The 18,875-nt window shown below is 60.5% G+C and carries 15 protein-coding genes; 11 read left to right on the top strand and 4 right to left on the bottom strand.

Going from position 1 to position 18,875, the window contains the following annotated elements; translation table 11 throughout:
- Positions 1–7: 7 nt before the first annotated feature.
- The 9 genes from argS (at position 8) to mgtE (ending at position 11,705) form a co-directional block, all read left to right on the top strand.
- A complete protein-coding gene (gene argS / locus AB5Y97_RS07335) occupies positions 8–1,753 on the top strand; it encodes an arginine--tRNA ligase (RefSeq protein ID WP_005355547.1) in 1,746 nt (581 codons plus the stop codon).
- A 3-nt stretch (positions 1,754–1,756) separates the two neighbouring features.
- Positions 1,757–2,608, top strand: a complete 852-nt coding sequence (locus AB5Y97_RS07330; RefSeq protein ID WP_201947673.1) for an SPOR domain-containing protein — start codon at positions 1,757–1,759, stop codon at positions 2,606–2,608.
- Between the two features lie 187 nt (positions 2,609–2,795).
- Positions 2,796–3,329, top strand: a complete 534-nt coding sequence (gene hslV, locus AB5Y97_RS07325; RefSeq protein ID WP_042081748.1) for an ATP-dependent protease subunit HslV — start codon at positions 2,796–2,798, stop codon at positions 3,327–3,329.
- Positions 3,330–3,394: 65 nt separating this feature from the next.
- Complete coding sequence (hslU, locus tag AB5Y97_RS07320; RefSeq protein WP_005340773.1) at positions 3,395–4,723, top strand: HslU--HslV peptidase ATPase subunit; 1,329 nt, start codon at positions 3,395–3,397, stop codon at positions 4,721–4,723.
- Positions 4,724–4,987: 264 nt separating this feature from the next.
- Positions 4,988–7,534 carry a nitrite reductase large subunit NirB gene (nirB, locus tag AB5Y97_RS07315; protein WP_368157460.1) on the top strand — a complete coding sequence of 849 codons (2,547 nt, stop codon included), beginning with the start codon at positions 4,988–4,990 and terminating at the stop codon, positions 7,532–7,534.
- Complete coding sequence (gene nirD, locus AB5Y97_RS07310) at positions 7,534–7,851, top strand: nitrite reductase small subunit NirD (protein ID WP_041202829.1); 318 nt, start codon at positions 7,534–7,536, stop codon at positions 7,849–7,851. Before nirB ends, nirD begins: the two co-directional genes overlap by 1 nt.
- 57 nt (positions 7,852–7,908) lie before the next feature.
- The gene (nirC, locus tag AB5Y97_RS07305) at positions 7,909–8,721 is read left to right on the top strand and encodes a nitrite transporter NirC (RefSeq protein ID WP_368157458.1); all 813 of its coding nucleotides are present in this window, start codon (positions 7,909–7,911) and stop codon (positions 8,719–8,721) included.
- Positions 8,722–8,733: 12 nt separating this feature from the next.
- Complete coding sequence (cysG, locus tag AB5Y97_RS07300) at positions 8,734–10,134, top strand: siroheme synthase CysG (RefSeq protein ID WP_368157457.1); 1,401 nt, start codon at positions 8,734–8,736, stop codon at positions 10,132–10,134.
- A gap of 146 nt (positions 10,135–10,280) precedes the next feature.
- The gene (gene mgtE / locus AB5Y97_RS07295) at positions 10,281–11,705 is read left to right on the top strand and encodes a magnesium transporter (RefSeq protein ID WP_257687606.1); all 1,425 of its coding nucleotides are present in this window, start codon (positions 10,281–10,283) and stop codon (positions 11,703–11,705) included.
- Positions 11,706–11,789: 84 nt separating this feature from the next.
- Here mgtE and AB5Y97_RS07290 read toward each other — a convergent pair whose 3' ends face one another.
- The 4 genes from AB5Y97_RS07290 to AB5Y97_RS07275 form a co-directional block, all read right to left on the bottom strand.
- Entirely contained in the window at positions 11,790–12,755 is a 966-nt protein-coding gene (locus AB5Y97_RS07290; RefSeq protein WP_005340795.1) for an ABC transporter permease, read from the bottom strand.
- A gap of 2 nt (positions 12,756–12,757) precedes the next feature.
- On the bottom strand, positions 12,758–13,876 hold the full coding sequence (locus AB5Y97_RS07285; protein WP_368157456.1) for an ABC transporter permease: 1,119 nt from the start codon (positions 13,874–13,876) through the stop codon (positions 12,758–12,760).
- The gene (locus AB5Y97_RS07280) at positions 13,876–15,441 is read right to left on the bottom strand and encodes an ABC transporter ATP-binding protein (RefSeq protein WP_005355628.1); all 1,566 of its coding nucleotides are present in this window, start codon (positions 15,439–15,441) and stop codon (positions 13,876–13,878) included. Before AB5Y97_RS07280 ends, AB5Y97_RS07285 begins: the two co-directional genes overlap by 1 nt.
- 85 nt (positions 15,442–15,526) lie before the next feature.
- Entirely contained in the window at positions 15,527–16,525 is a 999-nt protein-coding gene (locus AB5Y97_RS07275) for a BMP family protein (RefSeq protein WP_005340803.1), read from the bottom strand.
- Positions 16,526–17,168: 643 nt separating this feature from the next.
- Here AB5Y97_RS07275 and AB5Y97_RS07270 point away from each other — a divergent pair.
- A complete protein-coding gene (locus tag AB5Y97_RS07270; RefSeq protein WP_368157453.1) occupies positions 17,169–17,510 on the top strand; it encodes a hypothetical protein in 342 nt (113 codons plus the stop codon).
- Between the two features lie 83 nt (positions 17,511–17,593).
- On the top strand, positions 17,594–18,862 hold the full coding sequence (locus AB5Y97_RS07265; RefSeq protein ID WP_041206016.1) for an IS4-like element ISAeme4 family transposase: 1,269 nt from the start codon (positions 17,594–17,596) through the stop codon (positions 18,860–18,862).
- Positions 18,863–18,875 lie beyond the last annotated feature (13 nt).

Genomic DNA, 18,875 nt, shown 5'->3' with positions numbered 1-18,875 from the left:
GTCAGTTATGAAAGAGCATATTCATCATCTACTTGAACAAACGGTAGCCAATCTCAAGTCAGCAGGCGTCCTGCCGGCGGACCTGGAAGCCCGCGTGCAAGTAGACCGATGCAAGGAAAAAGCTCACGGCGACCTGGCTACCAACCTGGCCATGCTGCTGGCCAAACCGGCCCGCAAGAATCCCCGTGAGCTGGCGGCTGCCATCATCGAGCATCTGCCTGCCTCCGACCTGATCGCCAAGGTCGAGATCGCCGGTCCCGGCTTCATCAACTTCTTCTTTGACCAGCGCTGGCTGGCCGGTCAGGTCGAGGCCATGGTGACCTCTGCCAACGCCAATGTACGGTTGCCCGCGCCACAAACCGTGGTGGTGGACTACTCCGCCCCCAACGTAGCCAAAGAGATGGCAGTGCACCACATCCGCTCCACCGTACTCGGTGACGTGGCCGCTCGCGCACTGGAATTCCTCGGCCACAAAGTGATCCGCGCCAACCACATCGGTGACTGGGGCACCCAGTTCGGCATGCTGATCGCCTATCTGGAAAAGATGTCCAACGAGCACGCCAGCGACATGGCGCTCAAGGATCTGGAAGCCTTCTACACCCAGGCCAAGCGTTGCTACGACGAAGACGAAGCCTTCGCCGAGCGCGCCCGTAACTACGTGGTCAAGCTGCAGGGTGGCGACGAGTACTGCCGTACCATGTGGAAGAAGCTGGTCGACATGACCATGGAACAGAACCAGATCAACTACGACCGCCTGAATGTCTCCCTGACCAACAAGGACATCATGGGCGAGTCCATGTACAACGACATGCTGCCGGAGATCGTTGCCGACCTGAAAGCCAAGGGGCTGGCGGTCGAGAGCGAAGGCGCCACCGTTGTCTTCCTGGACGAGTTCAAGAACAAGGATGGCGAGGCCATGGGCGTCATCATCCAGAAGAGCGATGGCGGTTTCCTCTACACCACCACCGACATCGCCTGTGCCAAATACCGTTATGAAACCCTGGGTGCCGACCGTGTCATGTACTTCATCGACTCCCGTCAGCACCAGCACCTGATGCAGGCCTGGACCATCACCCGCAAGGCGGGCTATGTGCCGGAATCCGTACCGCTCGAGCACCACGCTTTCGGCATGATGCTGGGCAAGGATGGTCGTCCCTACAAGACCCGTTCCGGTGGCACCGTCAAGCTGGTTGACCTGCTGAACGAGGCCGAAGAGCGCGCCGCCGCCCTGCTGGAGAGCCGCAACAGCGACCTCTCTGCCGAAGAGAAGGCCAATGTGGTCAACGCCATCGCCATGGGCGCGGTCAAGTATGCGGATCTCTCCAAGAACCGTACCACCGACTACATCTTCGACTGGGATCTGATGCTCTCCTTTGAAGGCAACACCGCCCCTTACCTGCAGTACGCCTACACCCGTATCCAGTCCATCTTCCGCAAGGCCAACATCGATGCCGAGACGCTGACCGGCAACGTGACCCTGAACGAAGAGGCCGAAGAGGTGCTGGCCCAGAAGCTGATCCAGTTCTCCGACGCGGTCAACGGCGTGGCCGACAAAGGCATGCCACACCTGCTCTGTACCTACCTGTACGAGTTGTCAGGCAACTTCATGACCTTCTATGAAGCCTGCCCGATCAACAAGGATGGCGTGGACGAGGCGACCCGTCAGAGCCGTCTGCTGCTGTGCGCCGCCACCGCCAAGGTGCTGAAACTGGGCCTCGGCGTACTGGGCATCCATACCCTGGAGCGCATGTAATAGATGGCAACCCGGGATTATGTCGGCAGCCGCCCGCGACGTCGGGCGGGTGGCCGCAATACCAAGAAAGCGGCCCCTCGCCGCTTTCCTGTTATTCCAGTGCTGCTGGTCGTGGCACTGCTGGCAGGCTTTGGTGGCTTCCTTTACATGATCAATGGCAAGGGCAACGACGCCCCCACCATCGAGGAGCAGGTAAAGGCCAACAAGCCAAAAGCGCAGAATAACGGGCTGCCTCAGGAGAAGTGGAGCTACATCGAACGACTTGAGAACAAGCAGGTCGATATCATAGAGCCGCCGACCCAGCCAGGTGTGCTGCCGCCACCACCGGCAGATACCATGACCATGCAACCGGAGAAACTGCCACAACCGGTGCCGACCGACATTCCCCAACCGGGAACACCCATCGGCCAGCCCAAGCCCTATCAGCCCAATCCGGCGACCACCCCTTCCACCTCGGGTGCACCGGTTGCCAGCGCACAAGAGCAGGTGATCGACCGCAAGGCAGAACGGGAACGGATGGAGCGGGAGATCCGTGCCGAGCTGGAACGGGAGCGCGCCGAAGCGGCCAAGGCCAAGGCCAAAGCGGCCACCCCGCCAGCCCAGACCGCAGCCGCCGACAGCGGTCGCTACATGATGCAGTGCGCCGCCCTGCGCTCGCAGGATTCCGCAGAGTCGCTCAAGGCGCGTATCGCCTTCACCGCCGGCCTCTCTTCCAGCCTGCAGGTGATCAATGGCGCCAACGGCACCGTCTACAAGGTGATGGTGGGCCCCTTCAACGGCAAGGCGGCCGCCGACGCGGCCAACAGCAAGCTGCAGAGCTCCGGCATCAGCGGCTGCATTCCCAAGAAAGGGTAATCCGCTTACCGATGACGCAGGGCCGGGTGGCAACACCCGGCCCTGTTCTTTTGGTGTCACTCGCACCCACCCTAATTGCTACCCCGTTTATCCCGACCAAAAGCAGGGTTGAAAAGCCCGTTTGCCATCCCCATCTTTCTTGCCATGCACAGTCAGGCCGTCATTCGGCTCAAGCGAGGTAAGTAAAGTGACTACCATAGTTTCAGTTCGCCGCAACGGTCAGGTCGTCATCGGTGGCGATGGCCAGGTTTCTCTTGGCAACACCGTCATGAAGGGCAACGCCCGCAAGGTTCATCGTCTCTATAACGGCAAGGTGCTGGCCGGTTTCGCTGGCGGTACCGCCGACGCCTTCACCCTGCTCGAGCGTTTCGAAGCAAAACTGCAGGCCCATCAGGGTAATCTGGAGCGCGCCGCCGTGGCGCTGGCCAAAGATTGGCGCACCGATCGCGCCCTGCGCCGCCTCGAAGCGCTGCTGGCCGTGGCCGACGAACACAAATCCTTCATCATCACCGGCAACGGTGACGTGGTGCAGCCGGAGCACGATCTCATCGCCATCGGCAGCGGCGGCAACTTCGCCCAGTCCGCCGCCATCGCGCTGCTGGAAAACACCGAGCTGGATGCCAGGACCATTGTCGAGAAGTCCCTCAAGATTGCGGGCGACATCTGTGTCTTCACCAACGGCAACCACACCATCGAAGTGCTGGACTACGTAGCCAAATAAGGCCGCCAGCCAACCCAATTTCCCAAGGGGTGGGCACTGCCCGCCCCGGATACAGGAACACCATCATGTCCGAGATGACCCCGAGAGAAATCGTCCACGAGCTGGACAGACACATCATTGGTCAGGCCGATGCCAAGCGCGCCGTTGCCGTTGCCCTGCGCAACCGCTGGCGCCGGATGCAGCTCAACGAAGAGATGCGCCATGAAGTGACCCCGAAAAACATCCTGATGATCGGCCCGACCGGTGTCGGCAAGACCGAGATTGCCCGTCGTCTGGCCAAGCTGGCCAACGCCCCCTTCATCAAGGTGGAAGCGACCAAGTTCACCGAAGTGGGCTATGTCGGCAAGGAAGTGGACAGTATCATCCGCGATCTGACCGATGCCGCCATCAAGCTGGTGCGCGAAACCGAGATGGAGAAGATGAAATATCGCGCCGAGGAAGCCGCCGAAGAGCGCATCCTCGACGCCCTGCTGCCCAACCCGCGCAACACCTGGGGTGAGGAAGAGAAAGCCGACAACTCCAACACCCGCCAGATCTTCCGCAAGAAACTGCGGGAAGGTCAGCTGGATGACAAAGAGATCGAGCTGGAACTCTCCGCCTCCCCGATGGGCGTCGAAATCATGACCCCGCCGGGCATGGAAGAGATGGCCAACCAACTGCAGGGGCTGTTCCAGAACCTGGGCCAGAACCAGAAGAAGAAGCGCAAGATCAAGGTCAAAGAGGCCATGAAGGCGCTGATCGAAGAGGAAGCGGCCCGTCTGGTCAATCCGGAAGAGCTGAAGCAGAAAGCGATCGCAGCGGTTGAGAACAACGGCATCGTCTTCCTCGACGAGATCGACAAGATCTGCAAGCGCGGCGAGAGCTCGGGTCCAGATGTCTCCCGCGAAGGGGTACAACGCGACCTGCTGCCGCTGGTCGAGGGCTGCACCGTCAACACCAAGCACGGCATGGTCAAGACCGACCATATCCTGTTTGTCGCCTCCGGCGCCTTCCAGATCGCCAAGCCGTCAGATCTGATCCCCGAGCTGCAGGGCCGTCTGCCGATCCGGGTCGAGCTGACCGCCCTGACCACAGATGACTTCGAGCGTATCCTGACCGAACCGAACGCCTCCCTGACCGATCAGTACAAGGCGCTGATGGCCACCGAAGGGGTCAACATCGAGTTCACCAAGGATGGCATCCGCCGTCTGGCCGAAGCGGCCTGGCAGGTTAACGAGCGTACCGAGAACATCGGTGCCCGTCGTCTGCACACCGTGATGGAGCGCCTGATGGAAGATATCTCCTATGACGCCTCCGAGAAGTCCGGCGAGACCTTTGTCATCGACACCGACTACGTCAACGCCCACCTCGGTGCGCTTGTCGAGGATGAGGATCTGAGCCGCTTTATTCTGTAAGCGCAGTTCTGTTTGTAAAAAAACGCCTCCAGAAATGGGGGCGTTTTGCATTTTAAGCCCCAGCCCCCTTCTCTCTATGTCCCACTCGCACCCAGCACCAAAACACTCAACTGGTATACCTATTTTTGTATATCTTTGAATTTTATTAAATTACCCCTGACGAGATATATAAATAGACACTTGATTTGCATCAATTGCCCGCCCCGACTGACTGGGTAGCCTAGCCCCAGAATGATGTTTTATTACTCCAAACTAGAGGCAATCATGAGCAAAGTCAGACTGGTCGTTGTGGGTAACGGCATGGTGGGGCACCGCTTCATCGAAGAGCTGATCGAGCGGGCCGAGCCGGGCCGCTACGAGATCACCGTCTTCGGTGCAGAACCCCGTCCCGCCTACGATCGCGTCCATCTCTCCTCCTACTTCTCCCATCACACCAGCGAAGATCTCTCCCTCGTCAAACCCGGCTTCTACGACAAGCACGGCATCCGCCTGCTGCTCGGCGAAGCGGTGAAAACAATCGACAGGGCCAACCGCGAAGTGCACTCCAACAAGGGCACTGTGGTCGGGTACGACAAGCTGGTGCTGGCCACCGGTTCCTACCCCTGGGTGCCCTCCATTGCGGGCAGTCAGCACCACGAGTGCTTCGTCTATCGCACCATCGAGGATCTGAAAGCCATCCGCAGCGCCGCCAGGAGTGGCAAGAGCGGGGTGGTGATCGGGGGCGGCCTGCTTGGCCTGGAAGCCGCCGGCGCCCTCAAGGCACTGGGTCTCGAGACCCACGTGGTGGAGTTTGCTCCTGTGCTGATGGCCGAGCAGCTCGACGGTCAGGGTGGCCAGCTGCTGCGCCGCAAGATTGAATCCATGGGGGTGCAGGTACACACCAGCAAGAGCACCAGCGAGATCCTGATGCATGGCGGTGAACAGGCGAAACACCGCCTCGCCTTCGCCGACGGCAGCCAGCTGGAAGTGGACGTGGTGGTCTTCTCCACCGGCATTCGTCCGCAAGATACGTTGGGCCGTTACGGTGATCTCGCCATCGCCGAGCGCGGCGGCATCGTCATCGACGATCACTGCCTCACCTCCGACCCCGACATCTACGCCATCGGCGAGTGCGCCGCCTGGCAGGGGCGCTTCTTCGGACTGGTAGCGCCGGGCTACAAGATGGCCCAGATCACCGTCGACCATCTGCTCGGCGGCGACAGCTGTTTCGAGGGGGCAGACATGAGCGCCAAGCTCAAGCTGCTCGGCGTCTCCGTCGGCTCCATCGGCGATGCCCATGGTCGCACCCCGGGCAGCCACAGCTATGTGTTTCAGGACGATCAGGCCGGCGTCTACAAGAAGATCGTGGTGAGCGAAGACAACAGCCGCCTGCTCGGCGCCGTGCTGGTGGGTGATGTGGAAGATTACGGCAACCTGCTGCAGATGATGCTCAACGCCCTGCCGCTGCCGAGCCACCCGGATACCCTGATCCTGCCCGCCTACGCCGGTGCCAAGCCGACGCTGGGGGTGGATGCCCTGCCGGAGAGCGCCCAGATCTGCTCCTGCTTCGACGTCTCCAAGGGCGACATCGCCCAGGCGGTGGCCGAGGGTCACACCACGCTGGCCGCCATCAAGCAGCACACCAAGGCCGGTACCGGCTGCGGCGGCTGCGTGCCGCTCATCAGTCAGGTGCTCAACGCCGAGCTGGTGAAGCAGGGCATCGAGGTCAACAACCACCTCTGCGCCCACTTCCAACACTCCCGTCAGGAGCTGTTCCATCTGGTCAAGGTGGAGGGGATCAAGAGCTTCGACGAACTGCTGGCCAAACATGGCCAAGGCTATGGCTGCGAGGTGTGCAAACCGACCGTAGGTTCCATCCTCGCCTCCTGCTGGAACGAGCATGTGCTGAGCCCGCGCAACATCCCGCTGCAGGACACCAACGACATCTTCCTCGGCAACATGCAGAAGGACGGCAGCTACTCCGTCATCCCGCGCATGGCCGGTGGCGAAGTGACTCCGGAGGGGCTGCTGGCGGTGGCCGAAGTGGCCCGCGACTACCAGCTCTACACCAAGATCACCGGCGCCCAGCGCATCGGCCTGTTCGGGGCCCAGAAGGATGATCTGCCCGCCATCTGGCGCAAGCTGCTGGCGGCCGGTTTCGAGACCGGTCAGGCCTACGCCAAGGCGCTGCGCATGGCCAAGACCTGTGTCGGCAGCACCTGGTGCCGCTTCGGCGTACAGGACAGCGTCGGCCTCGGGGTCTTCCTCGAGAACCGCTACAAGGGCATTCGCACCCCCCACAAGATGAAGTTCGGCGTCTCCGGCTGTACCCGTGAATGTGCGGAAGCCCAAGGTAAGGATGTCGGTATCATCGCCACCGATGCGGGTTGGAACCTCTATGTGGGCGGCAACGGCGGCATGAAACCGCGCCACGCCGATCTGCTGGCTTCAGACCTCGACCGCGAGACCCTCATCAAGCTGATCGACCGCTTTATGATGTTCTACGTCACCAGCGCCGACAAACTGCAGCGCACCTCGGTCTGGCTCGGCAATCTGGAAGGGGGCGTCGACTACCTGCGTGAGGTAATCGTCGACGACAAGCTGGGACTGGCCGACACGCTCGAGCGCGATATCCAGACCCTCATCGACAGCTACGAGTGCGAATGGTCGCGCACCCTTAATGAAGAGGAGGCGCTCAAGCGCTTCAGCCACTTCATCAACAGCGACAAGCGCGACCCGGACGTTCAGTTCGTCAGCGAGCGCGACCAGCACAGACCCGCCACTCCGGCCGAGCGCATCCCCGTCTACCAGATCGAGGTGGAAACCAAATGATGAAACTTGCCTGCCAACTCAACGACATCCTGCCGGGAACCGGCGTCTGCGCTCTGATTGAGGGTCGTCAGATCGCCCTGTTCCGCCCGAGCGCGGCGGCCGAGGTGTTCGCCATCGACAACCGGGATCCCTTCTTCGCCGCCAACGTGCTGTCGCGGGGCCTGATCTGCGAACACGACGGCGAACTCTGGGTGGCCAGCCCGCTCAAGAAGCAGCGCTTTCGCCTGAGCGATGGCCACTGTTTCGACAACCCAGCCATGTCGGTGCAGAGCTATCCCGTTGAAGTGCGCGACCAGCAGGTCTGGGTCGCCGTCTAAAGCCGATTTCACTCTCTTTCGGGCTGCCTGAGGGCAGCCCTTTCAAGGACTCACAAGATGTACACGGAAACCATCAACAAATGCGCCGCCAACGCGGCCCGCATCAACTGCTTCGAGCGCAGCGACAAGCTCGGCTTCTGGCTCAGCTCCGCCATGGCGGGGGCCTATGTGGGCCTCGGCATCATCCTCATCTTCACCCTCGGCAATCTGGTGGATCCCGCCATCCGGCCGCTGGTGATGGGAGCCACCTTCGGCATCGCCCTGACCCTGGTGATCATCGCCGGCTCCGAGCTGTTCACCGGCCACACCATGTTCCTCACCTTCGGGGTGAAAACCGGCAAGATCACCATGGCCGACCTGCTGCGCATCCTGCCGCAAACCTGGGCCGGCAATCTGATTGGCTCCATCGTGGTGGCGCTGATCTACTCCTACGGCGGCAGCCTGCTGCCGGACGCAGGCAGTCTGGCCCACAAGGTGGCGCTGGCCAAAACCCAGGCACCGGCGCTGACCCTGTTTATGAAGGGGATCCTCTGCAACTGGCTGGTCTGCCTCGCCATCTGGATGGCGCTGCGCACCGAAGGGGCTGCCCGCTTCATCGCCATCTGGTGGTGTCTGCTGGCCTTTATCGCCTCCGGCTACGAACACTCCATCGCCAACATGACCCTGTTCGCCCTCTCCTGGTTTGGCGCCCACTCGGAGGCCTACACCCTGAGCGGCATCGGCCACAACCTGCTGTGGGTGACCCTCGGCAACACCGTCTCCGGCGCCCTCTTTATGGGCCTCGGCTACTGGTATGCCACCCCCAAGGCTGAGCGCCCGGTCGCGGTGAGCGAAACCACCAGCACCGCCAACCAGACCCGAACCGCCTGATCAGGAGGCCCCATGGACTACTTGCCCATCTTTTGCCGACTCGACAACAAACCCGTACTGCTGGTCGGCGGCGGCGAGGTAGCAGAGCGCAAGGCGCGCCTGCTGCTGGATGCCGGTGCTCGCCTCACCGTCGTGGCGCCCGAGCTCGACCCCGAGCTGGCGGAACTGGCTGCCAACGGGAGCATCGAGTGGCTGGCCGGTGAATTTGCACCGCAGCAACTGGCGGGCAAGTGGCTGGTGGTGGCCGCCACCGATCGGCGCGAGGTGAATGCGCTGGTCTACCAGAGCGCCAATCAGGCGCGGATCTTTGCCAACGTGGTGGATGACCCGAAACGCTCCAGCTTCATCATGCCGTCGATCATCGATCGCTCGCCGCTGATGGTGGCCATCTCCTCCGGAGGCAAGGCGCCTGTGCTGGCCCGTTTGCTGCGGGAAAAACTGGAAGCCCTGCTGCCGCAGCATCTGGGGGCCGTGGCGGCCTTCGCCGGCAGCCTGCGGGAGCGGGTCAAGGCCCGCTTCGCCAGCATGGGAGAGCGGCGCCGCTTCTGGGAGCGGCTGCTCGGGGCCGATCGCCTCGGGCAGGCGCTGGCGCGGGGCGATAGCGCCAGCGCCCACCAGCTGGCCGACAACCTGTTTGCCGATGAAAGCCAGACCGGAGGCGAAGTGGTGCTGGTGGGGGCTGGCCCCGGCGATCCGGGCCTGCTCACCCTACACGCCCTGCGCCAGATGCAGCAGGCGGACGTGGTGGTTTACGACCGACTGGTCTCTGACGAAGTGATGGCGCTGGTGCGCCGGGATGCCAAGCGCATCTTCGTCGGCAAGCAGGCGGGCAACCACTGCGTGCCGCAGGAGGGGATCAACCAGCTCTTGCTGGAGGAGGCGAAAAAGGGCCAGCGGGTGGTGCGGCTGAAGGGGGGTGACCCCTTTATCTTCGGCCGTGGCGGCGAGGAGCTGGAGACGCTCGTTGGTACTGGGATTGGCTTTCAGGTGGTGCCGGGGATCACTGCGGCCAGCGGCTGCGCCGCCTACGCCGGTATTCCGCTCACCCACCGCGATCACGCCCAGAGCGTACGCTTCGTCACCGCCCACGGCAAGGGGGGCGCCCGGGATCTCGACTGGCCGCTGCTCGCCAAGGACAAGCAGACCCTGGTGTTCTACATGGGGCTCTCATCCTGCGCCACCATCCGCGAGCAGCTGCTGGCCCACGGCAAAGCGAGCAACACCCCGGTGGCGCTGATCGAGCGCGGCACCCAGCCCTGCCAGCGGGTCATTCGTGGCACTCTCGATGAGCTACCCGCGCTGGCGGTGGGGGTCGAAAGCCCGGCCCTGATCATGGTGGGTTCTGTGGTAACCCTGGCCGACCGGCTCGCCTGGTTTGGCGAGGCACCACAGGCTCAGCGAGCCCTCGCCTGAGGGATCCTCGGCAAACGATCATGAGGCCACCAGCAGGTGGCCTCACCTTTACCTCCCTCTTCTCCCATCACGGTCATAACCTGTTGTTTTAAGTCTGGTATCCTATGGGCATTGAGCCCTTGGCTACCATCTCAGGAATTCATCCCATGTCTCTTCCCATCAAGAACAGCGCCCGGCAGCGCGCGGATGACAGATCCCGCATTCTCACCCTGCTGCTACGCGATGACGCCCTCACCGACAGCCTGCTCGATCCGCAGGTGGTGCAGGATGCCGAGCAACGCGATCAGACCAGCGAACTCACCTCGCTGGTCAACGGGTTGCCCGCCGCCGACGTCGCCGATGCGCTGGAGTCGCTGCCGCCCGATGAGCGTCATGCCCTGTGGGCGCTGGTGGAGGAGGAGAAGCGCGGCCAGATCCTGGTTGAAGCGTCGGAGACGGTGTGGGACAGCCTTATCAGCGGGATGAGCGACAAGGAGCTGCTGCACGCCCTGCGCTCTCTGGATATCGATGACCAGATCTATCTGGGCCAGTACCTGCCCCGCAACCTGATGGGGCGGCTGCTCACCTATATGGCCCCCGCCGACCGGGATCGGGTGCGGGAGGTGATCCGCTACGGCAAGCACACCGTCGGCGCCATGATGGACTTCGAGATCATCACCATCCGCCCCGAGGTGACGCTCGCCACTGTGCAGCGCTATCTGCGGCTACGCGGCAAGATCCCCGCCAACACCGACAAGCTGTTCGTCATCGATCGGCGCAACCACCTGCTGGGGGAGCTGGCCCTCACCACTGTGCTGCTGCACAAGCCCGCCACCCTGGTGAGCGACGTGATGGAGCGTGATCCGGTCACCTTCGATCCGGAGGATAACGACGAAGCGGCCGCCCGCACCTTCGAGCGGGATGACCTGCTCTCCGCCGCCGTGGTGGATGGCAAGGGCAAGCTGATGGGCCGCCTCACCGTCGAAGAGGTGGTGGATCTGGTCTATGAGGAGAGTGACACCGACCTGCGCCGGATGGGGGGTATCAGCGAGGATGAAGACGTGTTCGCCCCGGTCTCCAAGGCGGTCAAGACCCGCTGGGCCTGGCTTGCCATCAACCTCTGCACCGCCTTTGTCGCCTCGCGGGTGATCGGCCTGTTCGAGCACACCATCTCCCAACTGGTGGCGCTGGCGGCGCTGATGCCCATCGTCGCCGGGATCGGCGGCAACACCGGCAACCAGACCATCACCATGATAGTGCGGGCGCTGGCGCTGCAGCACATTCAGGCGGGCAACCTCTCCTTCCTGCTGCTGCGGGAACTCGGCGTCGCTTTTATCAACGGGCTGGTGTGGGGCGGCACCATGGGCATCGCCACCTATCTGCTCTATCAGGATGCGGCGCTCGGTGCCGTGATGACCCTGGCCATGATGCTCAACCTGCTGGTGGCCGCCCTGATGGGAGTCATCATCCCCATGACCATGACCCGCCTCGGCCGCGACCCGGCTGTGGGGGCCAGCGTGATGATCACCGCCATCACCGACACAGGCGGCTTCTTTATCTTCCTCGGGCTGGCGACCCTGTTCCTGCTGTAATCAGCCACTCAAACCATAAAAAACAGGCCCACCGAAGTGGGCCTGCTGTTATCTGTGTGATCGGGAATATCGCAATAAAAGGCGCTACTCCCGCTCCTTCACATAAGGTGTACCAAGTGCCTTGGGTGCCACCGCGCGGCCGATAAAACCGGCCAGCAGGAACACGGTCAGGATGTAGGGCAGTGCCTCGATGGCCTGCACCGGAATGGCGAAGCCACCGATGCTGACCCCTTGCAGCCGGATGGCGACCGCATCGAGGAAGCCGAACAGCAGACAGGCTGCCATGGCATTCCAGGGACGCCACTTGCCGAACACCAGCGCCGCCAGCGCCATAAAGCCCTTGCCCGCGCTCATGTTGGGGATGAACTGGGCCGTCTGGGCCACCGCCAGATAGGTGCCACCGATACCGGCCAGCAGGCCGCCGATGAGGAGCGCGGTGTAGCGCATCCGCACCACAGAGATACCGGCGGTATCGACCGCTGCCGGTGCCTCGCCCACCGCCCGCAGCCGCAGACCGAAGCGGGTACGGAACATCACCCACCAGGCCAGCGGCACGCAGGCGAACGCCACGTACTCCAGCAGGGAGTGGCCGCTCAGCAGCTCGCTGTAGAGCTGGCCGATCACCGGCACATCCCACAACTCCTTGGCATAGGGCAGATCGATGGGGGCGAAACGGGCATCACCGGAGAGCGCCGGCGTCTGGCCACCCTGATCGAACCAGTAACGGCCCAGGGTGACGGTCAGACCGGCCGCCAGAATGTTGATGGCCATGCCGCTCACCACCTGATCACCGCGATGGGTGATGGTGGCAAAACCGTGCATCAGGGCGAACAGGATGGAGACACCCACCCCGGCACCCAGACCTACCCAGGCAGAACCGGAGACCGCCGCCGCCGCACCACTGGCGAACGCCGCCGCCAGCAGTTTGCCTTCCAGCGCGATATTGACCACCCCGGAGCGCTCGCAAAACATGCCCGCCATGGCGGCAAGAATGAGGGGCGGCGCGGTACGAATGGTCGCATCCAGCATCAGGATCAGAATTTCAAACATGATCAGACTCCTTTAGCTTTCGCGGCTGAGCGGTTGGCAAATGCCAGATAGAGCTGCTCGATGCGCGGGCGCATCATGTGCTCAAGGGCGCCACAGAACAGGATCACCAGACCCTGCAACACCACCACGATGTTGCGGTCGACACCGAACTCGAAGCTGAGCTCGGCGCCCCCCTGATAGAGGAAACCGAACAGCAGGCTGGCGATGATGACGCCGACCGGATGGTTGCGCCCCATCAGCGCCACCGCGATACCGGTGAAACCGAACCCTTCCACGAAGTTGAGCTTGATCTGGTGCAGCTCACCCTGCAGCACGTTGAGGGCAAAGAAGCCCGACAGCATGCCGGAGATGACCATGGCCAGGATCACCACCTTGGGATAGGAGATACCGGCGTAGGCGGAGGCACTTTGGCTGGCGCCGACCGAGCGGATCTCGTAACCCCAGCGGGTGTGCCAGATAAAGACCCACACCAGCGCCGCACAGATCAGCGCCCAGAAGAAGCTGATATTGAGCGGGCTGTTGGGGATCTCCATCCCGAACAGGTTCGCCAGCCCGCTCATCTTGGGCAGCCAGCTTGCTTCGGCAAACACCTTGCTCTCGGTCGCCATCGAGCCGGGCGGCTTGAACACCTCCACCAGCAGATAGGCCATCAGCGAGGCGGCGATGAAGTTGAACATGATGGTGGTGATCACGATATGGCTGCCGCGCTTGGCTTGCAGCCAGGCCGGAATAAAGGCCCAGGCCGCACCGAACAGACCACCGGCAATGATGGAGAGCGGCAACAGCAGGGCAAACGGCAGCACATCGCCGAGCATCAGACAGACCAGACCGACACCAAGCCCGCCGATATAGGCCTGACCTTCACCGCCGATATTGAACAGACCGGCGTGGAAGGCGACCGCCACCGACAGACCGGTAAAGATAAAGCCGGTTGCGTAGTAGAGGGTGAAGCCGACCCCTTCACCGGTGCCGAACGCGCCGTACCACATGATCTTGGCGGCATCGACCGGGTTGATGTCGAGGTAGTAAAACAGAATGGCCGACACCAGGAAGGCCAGCAGGATGTTGACCGCAGACAAGACGCCTACGGAGACCCAGGCAGGAATACGTACTTGTCTCATCAGTGGGCCTCCTTGGCAACGTCATCGGGAACGATATTCGCCATCATCAGACCAATGGTGCGCTCATCCGCCTTGGCACCATCCAGCTCGCCGACGATGCGACCATCGGCAATGACCAGAATGCGATCTGCGAGGCTCATGATCTCGTCCAGCTCCACCGAAACCAACAAGACAGCCTTGCCCTTGTCGCGCATGGCGATGATCTGCTGGTGGATATACTCGATGGCGCCGATGTCGACCCCGCGGGTCGGCTGGCCGATCAACAGCACATCCGGGTCCTGCTCCACTTCACGGGCGATCACCAGCTTCTGCTGGTTGCCACCGGAGAAGTTGGCGGTCTTGTGATCGGGATGGGGCGGGCGCACGTCCCACTTCTCCATCTTGGCCTGACAATCCTGCTGGATCGCCTCCTTGTTCTGCAGCCACCCCTTGTTGTATTGCGGACGGCGGTGATAACCGAGAATAAAGGCCTCTTTCGCCTCGAAGCGGTTGATCAGCCCCATCTTGTGGCGATCTTCCGGCACATGGCCGAGGCCGTAGTTGCGCACCAGTTCGGGATCGGCCGGGTGCTCAGCGCTCACTTTGTGCACGCCGCTGCGGCTGCTGATGGTGAAGCTGCCCTTGCTCGGCTTGAGAATGCCGCCAAGCAGGCTGAGCAGTTCGGACTGACCGTTGCCGGAGACCCCTGCGATGCCGACCACTTCACCGGCCCGCACCTCGAAGCTGACCGATTTGACCCGCTCCACCTTGCTGGCATCGAAATAGCTGAGCCCTTCGATCTTCAGCTTGGCTTCACCGGGCTGGGTTGGCCCCTTGTCGACCTTGAGGCGCACCTTGCGGCCCACCATCAGTTCGGCCAGTTGCTCCTTGTCGGTATCCTTGGTGGCGACGTGTGCCACCATCTCGCCACGGCGCATGATGGAGACCTGATCGGTAATGGCCAGGATCTCCCGCAGCTTGTGGGTGATAAGAATGATGGTCGCCCCCTGATCCCGCAGCTTTTTCAGCACCTCGAACAGGTGATCCGCCTCTTGCGGGGTCAGTACCCCGGTCGGCTCGTCGAGGATCAGGATGCGGGCGCCGCGATAGAGCGCTTTGAGAATTTCGACCCGCTGTTGCAAGCCAACCGGCAGATCTTCGACCTTTTCGTGCAACGGCACGTCGAGGCCATAATCCCGCGCCAGTTCGCCAAGCAGCTTTTCGGCTGACGCCACGCTCTGCTGAAGGTGCCAGCCGTTCTCAGCGCCGAGGATGACGTTTTCCAATACGGTGAAGTTATTGACCAGCATGAAGTGCTGGTGAACCATGCCCACCCCTGCGGCAATCGCATCTTGTGAGCCATGGGGTTTGAAAGGATTCCCGTCGATCAGCATCTCGCCTTTGTCGGCATGGTAGAAACCATAAATGATGCTCATCAGGGTGGACTTACCGGCGCCATTTTCGCCGACAATGCCGTGGATACTGCCTTTGCGAACCTTAAGGTCGATCAGCTTGTTGGCGTACACTTCGCCGAACCGCTTATCGATACCTCTTAATTCGATGGCATAGCGATCTGTCTGGTCCATGATGCAGCCCTGCGTTTCATGAAATAAGACTAAAAACCGGCCCGTGCGGGCCGGTGGTGCGTTGAGAGTCGTAGCAGCTATCTAATTAGTATTTGCAGGTGTTATCGCTCATGTAGTCATGAACCTTGACCTTGCCAGCGATGATTTCAGCCTTGATGGCATCTACCTTGGCTTTCATTTCCGGGGTGATCAGCTTCTCGTTGTCCTTGTCGAGCGCCCAATCCACACCGCCTTCGGCCAGACCCAGGTTCTTGATACCCGGCTTCCACTCGCCTTTGGCAGCGTCATCCCAAGTCTGGTAAGCGGCCAGACCCACAGACTTGACCATGGAGGTCAGCATGGTGCCCGGTTGCAGGTGGTTCTGGTTGGAGTCCACACCGATGGCGAACTTGCCGCTGTCCTTGGCTGCCTGATAGACACCAATACCGGTACCGCCAGCTGCGGCGTAAACCACGTCAGCGCCCTTGGCGAACTGGGACTTGGCCAGCTCGGCACCTTTGGCCGGGTCAGCAAACGCGGCCGGGGTAGAGCCCGCCATGTTCTGGAACACTTCGATCTTCGGATTGACGAACTTGGCACCCTGCTCGTAACCGCACTGGAATTTGCGGATCAGCGGGATATCCATGCCACCCACGAAGCCGACCTTGCCGCTCTTGGAAGCGATGGCGGCCAGTGCACCCACCAGGAAGGAACCTTCATGCTCCTTGAAGATGACGGACTGGACGTTCGGCTTGTCGACCACCATATCGATGATGGTGAACTGGGTTTTCGGGAATTCGGTCGCAACCTTCTCTACCGCAGAACCCATGTTGAAACCGACCGCCACGATCGGGCCGTTGCCACGGCTGGCCAGACGACGCAGACCCTGCTCGCGCTGGGCTTCGTTCTGGGGTTCAAACTCTTTGACCTTGACGCCCTTGTCCTTGTTGTAGAGCTCGACGCCGTTACGGAACACGGCTTCGTTGAATGATTTGTCATACTTGCCCGCGGTGTCATAAATGACGGCTGGCTCGGAAGCAGCCTGAGCAGAGAGAGCAGCGAGAGTGAGGGAGGCCACAGTGGCCAGCTTGAGCACTTTAGTCACGATCGTATCCTTGATTGTTATTAAGTGAGGGAACTTGCTTGCCTGTCAGAGCAGGCTATCTAGCACGCAGGCTTACTCTAAGTCAGCCCCGATGCGGGTCAAGCAAATGATAAGGGAAAAACGTTTGCGTTAACGGTTTGAATTCTAAGCAAATAACCTTATAAGTAGTTGTTTTTTAGCTACTTTTCAGTTTTTTATGCTAACAACCAAAGGACCCAAACGACATTTCTCTTATTGTTCAGCAAGTTACTGTAAACCGTTTTCCCCTCTTATTCATCCAGCCCCCCGGCAAGCCCGTGATCCGGCTCGCAAAATCCCCACAAACCGCGCGAGCAAGAGTTGGCTACAGCTGGAAACGACCAACGCTCACAAACCCTCTCTCTAATACTCTCCAGTCAACATTCCCTAACCAACAATCAGCCCCCGCTTCCACTTTGTTGAGCAAGCTCACAATTCATATGAACTCGAGATCCAGATCAAGTTGAAAACCATATGAGCCCCTGTATGATGCCCACCGCATAGATCTCAAATGAAACTAACAAAAACATCAATTGGGCTTCTTTTGCATCAATTCATGCCACCCATTCTGACTTCCTCAGCCAGGTGCCGGTGACATATGCATCGTTGTTTCAGGAAAATAAAAATGAAAAAAAATATTCTGGCTTTATCGGTTGTGACGGCGTTATCCAGCTTGGCGCTGGCAGGTTGTGGCGGTGGTGGCGACGGTGCCAGCACAAATAATGGCAATAACAGTGGCAATGGTGGAAACGCCACCAAACCTGCGTTGACTGCCACCTTTATTGATAGTGCGGTAGCCGGGTTGAACTACAAATGCGGCAATTACTCGGACGTCACGAACTCGCAAGGTCAGTTCCTCTTTAATGACGGTGACACCTGTACCTTCAAACTGGGCTCAATCCAGCTTGGGGAAACTCAGGTTAAAAAGGGCCAGACCCTAGTAACCCCACATGTACAGGATCTTTAGCAGCAACCAATTGAAATAGATATAAAAATGGCTTCGATTGTGATCTGATTTTATCGCCAAACAAAACCGCCACGCACGAAGCCATGACCATTATCGATGCCAACCACTATCTTGAGCAACTTCTCTCTCCTGCCGAACTCGACCGCATTGCCCGTGACTGCCAATTTTGCTTGCGCAAACGAGCCATTACGCCTGCCATGCTGGTGACTGCACTCTTGCGGGCACTTGGCTGCGACCAGGTCGATGGTATCGCTGGATTGCACCATCATTTCAATGCCTTGCAACTGGTTGATGCCCATCAGGTTTCCTACAAGCCCTTTCACAACCAGTTGCGCAAAGCGTCGTTCGCCCTGTTCATGAAGGCGCTGGTTGAACGGGCTATCGCCTTGCGTATCGGCCAACAGATGAAGACTGCATCCCTTGGCGCATTCAAACAGGTGTTGTTGCAGGATGGTACTTCCTTTGCCGTCCACAAAAGCCTGGCCGAAGTGTTTCCGGGAAGGTTCAAGACCATTAGCCCGGCGGCAATCGAGTGTCATATGCTCATGTCTCTATTGGAGCAAAGTCCAGTTTGCATGCAGGTCTCTGCCGATACGGCGTCAGAGCGCCAGTTCCTGCCTGAGCCCGAGCGGCTCAATAACAGCCTGCTGTTGGCGGACGCGGGTTACATCGATATGGCCTACTTTGCGAAACTAAACGAGGCGGGCGGTTTCTATCTGGTCAGGGGTAGTAAGAGCCTGAACCCGAAGATTATCCGGGCATGGCGCGGTGACGAACGGGAAGTGCCGAAGCTGGCGGGCCTGTCACTCAAGGATGCTGGACGGCGGCACTGTCGGGCAGAGGTACTGGATATGGTGGTGAAATCGGGCAAGTTCGAGTATCGGCTGATCCGACGCTGGTTTGCCGAGGAGAAACGGTTCTGTATCTGGATGACCAATCTGCCACGAGAGGCATGGCCAGCAGAGCGGGTGATGAGCCTGTACCGCTGTCGTTGGCAGGTGGAGCTGCTGTTTAAGGAGTGGAAGTCGCACAACCGGCTCAAGGGCTTTGTGACAGGTCAGAAAGCCATTGCCGAGGGGCTGGTGTGGGCCAGCCTGTTGTCGCTGGTGATGAAAAGACGGGTAGCTCAGACGCTGATGGGGGACGGTTTATCCACACTGAAAGCGGCGAAAAATAGCGGAACCTGGTGGTTCCCGTTATTGGAAGCGGTGGCTCATCGGGTGTTGGTGGAAATAAGAGAGCGTCTGGAATGGGCTGCCGTTTACTTGGCGAAAAATGCCCGTCGAACCAAGCAGCGAAAATCGATACAGAACAGGACCTTAGAAGGAATTTCAAATGAAGTGTTTTCTTAAGGTCCTGTATATG

The organism is Aeromonas sp. R10-2 (assembly GCF_040908445.1).
Taxonomy (GTDB): domain Bacteria; phylum Pseudomonadota; class Gammaproteobacteria; order Enterobacterales; family Aeromonadaceae; genus Aeromonas; species Aeromonas veronii.
This window is presented reverse-complemented; position numbering and strand designations above follow the sequence as displayed.